Source organism: Aerococcus sp. L_32, assembly GCF_050689315.1.
In genome coordinates this window covers 1-2,562 of record NZ_JBOEQF010000283.1, presented here as the reverse complement: position 1 = coordinate 2,562, position 2,562 = coordinate 1, and the positions used below count along the sequence as shown (strand labels likewise).

Annotated in this window: 3 protein-coding genes and 1 pseudogene; 3 read left to right on the top strand and 1 reads right to left on the bottom strand. The window is 37.7% G+C overall.

Features of this window, described 5'->3' with window-relative positions:
* On the top strand, positions 1-392 hold a 392-nt coding region (locus ACRCJ0_RS11820; protein WP_431390537.1), incomplete at its 5' end, for an MBL fold metallo-hydrolase.
* A 67-nt stretch (positions 393-459) separates the two neighbouring features.
* On the opposite strand, the gene cbpA is transcribed toward ACRCJ0_RS11820, so the two are convergent.
* Positions 460-1,107, bottom strand: coding sequence for a cyclic di-AMP binding protein CbpA (gene cbpA / locus ACRCJ0_RS11815; RefSeq protein WP_048728155.1), 648 nt, complete (start codon positions 1,105-1,107; stop codon positions 460-462).
* A 240-nt stretch (positions 1,108-1,347) separates the two neighbouring features.
* Between cbpA and ACRCJ0_RS11810 the strand changes: the two are divergent.
* Together ACRCJ0_RS11810 and ACRCJ0_RS11805 are read left to right on the top strand one after the other, a co-directional pair.
* Positions 1,348-1,745 (top strand): annotated as a pseudogene (locus tag ACRCJ0_RS11810) (glycoside hydrolase family 3 protein); the annotation flags it as partial.
* 388 nt (positions 1,746-2,133) lie between these two features.
* Positions 2,134-2,562, top strand: a 429-nt coding sequence (locus ACRCJ0_RS11805) for a CNNM domain-containing protein (protein WP_431390536.1), incomplete at its 3' end; no start/stop codon positions are given.

Below are 2,562 nucleotides of genomic sequence, written 5' to 3'. Positions count from 1 at the left end.
CCATCGACGTTTGGCAGCACATTATTGAAGCCGACTGGTTGAAAGACAAGCAAACCAGAGTTCCTAAAACTCGTACCCATTATTGGGATAAAATGGGGCAACACTCCGTGGCTGGCTTCACTTTTAAAACCGCACACGTACCAGGGCATTCCCCAGGGTCCGTTGTATATATTTTTGAGGAAGACGGCTTTGTCGTTGCGGGCGATACCTTATTCAAAGGAACCATTGGCCGAACCGACTTAGACCACGGTGACCAAGATACATTAGTTACTGGTATCAAGCGTCATTTATTGACCCTGCCGGATGAAACCCAAGTTTTACCAGGGCATGGTGGCATTACAACGATTGGTCAGGAAAAAGCGACTAACCCATTCTTACAAACACATAAATAAAATAAAAACCTAGTCCAATGACTGCTTAAAAACAGGCAAAGGGCTAGGCTTTTTTGTTGAATCGTATTTAGCTTAAGGCAATTGATTTAGTATTGCCCACTGAAAGGATCTTATAATTCTTTCGTTCAATCCTTGTAATAATTTTCTCAAGCGACTGATGTGAACAGTCACCTTTTAATGAAATGATGATATTGGATAGATCGGTTTTAGGATCAACGGTTGTGACAACCGTGTTGATAGATGCAAAACGACCGATAATTCGCGATATTACTGCTAGTGCACCTTGATCTTCCTGGTTTGCCTGAATAGTTAAAACAAAACCATCTTCATCTAGCGACCATGCCTTGAATAAACCACGTTCAAACGCACGGTGGGTTAGGATTCCATAGAAGGTATGGTCTTCATTCAAAACGCTAATATATGGTAGATCTCGAATAGCAAAAATTGTTTGGAAAAGGGTTGAATTGGTATAGATGTATTTTGTCGCATTTTTTAAGTGATGGGTAACAGATACATCTAAAGACTCACCATTTAATAGTCGCTTATAAATGTGCTGTCGGTAAATGTTTCCGCGATACATCGTTCCGGACTGACTTAAGATGGGTAAGGACCGGAAATTATTTTCTTTCATAATGTCTAAGGCTTCTTGTAAAGTATTAGCCTCAGTGACATATTTAACGTCCTCTCTCTTAATGCTTAACTCGCGGATGTTCATATGTATGACCTCGCTCTTTCATTGTATTCATAGCTCATTATATCATAAAAATGGCAAAATCATGCTAAAGATTATAGTAAGGTTAGAACCTTGCAAAAAATGTTCAAAAAATGAATTACAGTGTTAAAAACCTTTAAAAATAGTTATATTTATTGAAATTATTGATACAATGTGTTTGTTAATAAACATCTGTAGATGTTTGCAAGCATCAAGTAAGCGTTTGCTTATTTTGAAAGGGGGATATTTCGCAGGGCTAAAGTTGATTTAACTAAACAACCCAATAATTTAGACGCAGAAGGTGTCAAGTGGGTTGAAGATGCAATCGCAAATATGAAAATTCACGAAAAATTCGGTCAATTATTCTTTAATATGGGTACAAGTACTGAACCTGAATACTTAAAAGATGTATTAGATACTTATCACATCTCAGGTGTACGTTACAACAAATCTAATGCAGATGTTGTTTACGAACAAAACAAAGTATTGCAAGGCCACTCCAAATATCCAGTATTAATTGCAGCGAACACTGGAGCTGGTGGTGACGGTGCTGCTAATGATGGTACTTATATTGGTCACGAAGTGAAATTGTTGCTACTAACGACTCTAAATACGCTTATGAAATGGGCCGTATTGCTGGTGGTGACCTAGTTGATTCATTCACTGGTTTCGAGGATACTCGTTACTCTTCAGCTGACAAATACGCTAACCGTATCAACTCGGTCTAAAACTAAATAATAATCATATAAATTTTTAAAATGTTTAAGGGCTTGCATGCGTGAGGGGCCTTTTTTTGATTAAACAGAATTAGAATTTGTAAAAGTGAGGTATGTTTGCTTTCTATACAACTTCTTTAGTTTGTTGGGTTCGGTCTTTTTGCAAACGAGTTAGTCAAAAAGCTAGAAAACAGGATGAGGTCCGTAATCTTTACCCATACTTATAAGTTGAATCTTGCCTTTTAAACCTAGGGGTTGTATACTAAAATCAGATTATTGTACGTACATATAACAAAGGAGAGAATTCGACATTATGGGAGATCCTGGGGCCTCAAACGTAGGTGGACAGATATTACTAATTATTATTTTAACATTGGTGAATGCCTTCCTAGCAGGGGCCGAAATGGCCTTTGTATCTGTGAACCATTCAAAACTAGAAACTATGGCAGAAGAAGGAGATGTAAAATCCCAAAAAGTATTGAAACTTCTTGAAAACTCTGATGATTTCTTATCAACGATTCAAGTAGGGATTACTTTTGCTGGTTTCTTCTCGTCAGCAGCGGCGTCTACTACCTTCGTTTCTTATTTAGAACCGTATCTATCTGGTGTTCCAGCAGGTGAGACAATTGCTACAGCAGCTGTAACCATAATCTTGTCATACTTTACATTGGTATTAGGTGAGTTATATCCAAAACAATTAGCCTTACAAGTACCTGAATCGTATGCACGACAATCAGCAGGT